Annotated in this window: 1 pseudogene; it reads right to left on the bottom strand. The window is 70.2% G+C overall.

Features of this window, described 5'->3' with window-relative positions:
- Window positions 1-48 precede the first annotated feature (48 nt).
- Window positions 49-255, bottom strand: a pseudogene (locus SM753_RS20900) (DUF4442 domain-containing protein); the annotation flags it as partial.

The raw sequence follows: 255 nt of genomic DNA, 5'->3' as shown, positions 1-255 counted from the left end.
CCCGCTTCCCGGGTCGCACTCGCCCCACCGGTGCGTGGACGGTCGCCGTCAGCGCTTCGAGACGTGCACGACGTTCTCGACGGTCGCGTGCACCTCGCCGTCGGCGTCCACGACGTCCACCTCGTACGTGCGATTCACCGGTCCGTCCGCGTCCACCGCGCGCTGCACCGACGCGATCTCCTCGTCGGAGAGCTCGAAGCTCGCGTACAGGTCCGTCCGCCCCGGCTCCTTGAAGTCGATGGACGCCTCGGTGTC

The sequence above is a fragment of the Halostella sp. PRR32 genome (assembly GCF_034808085.1).
GTDB classification, from domain to species: Archaea; Halobacteriota; Halobacteria; order Halobacteriales; family Natronoarchaeaceae; genus Halostella; species Halostella pelagica.
This window is presented reverse-complemented; position numbering and strand designations above follow the sequence as displayed.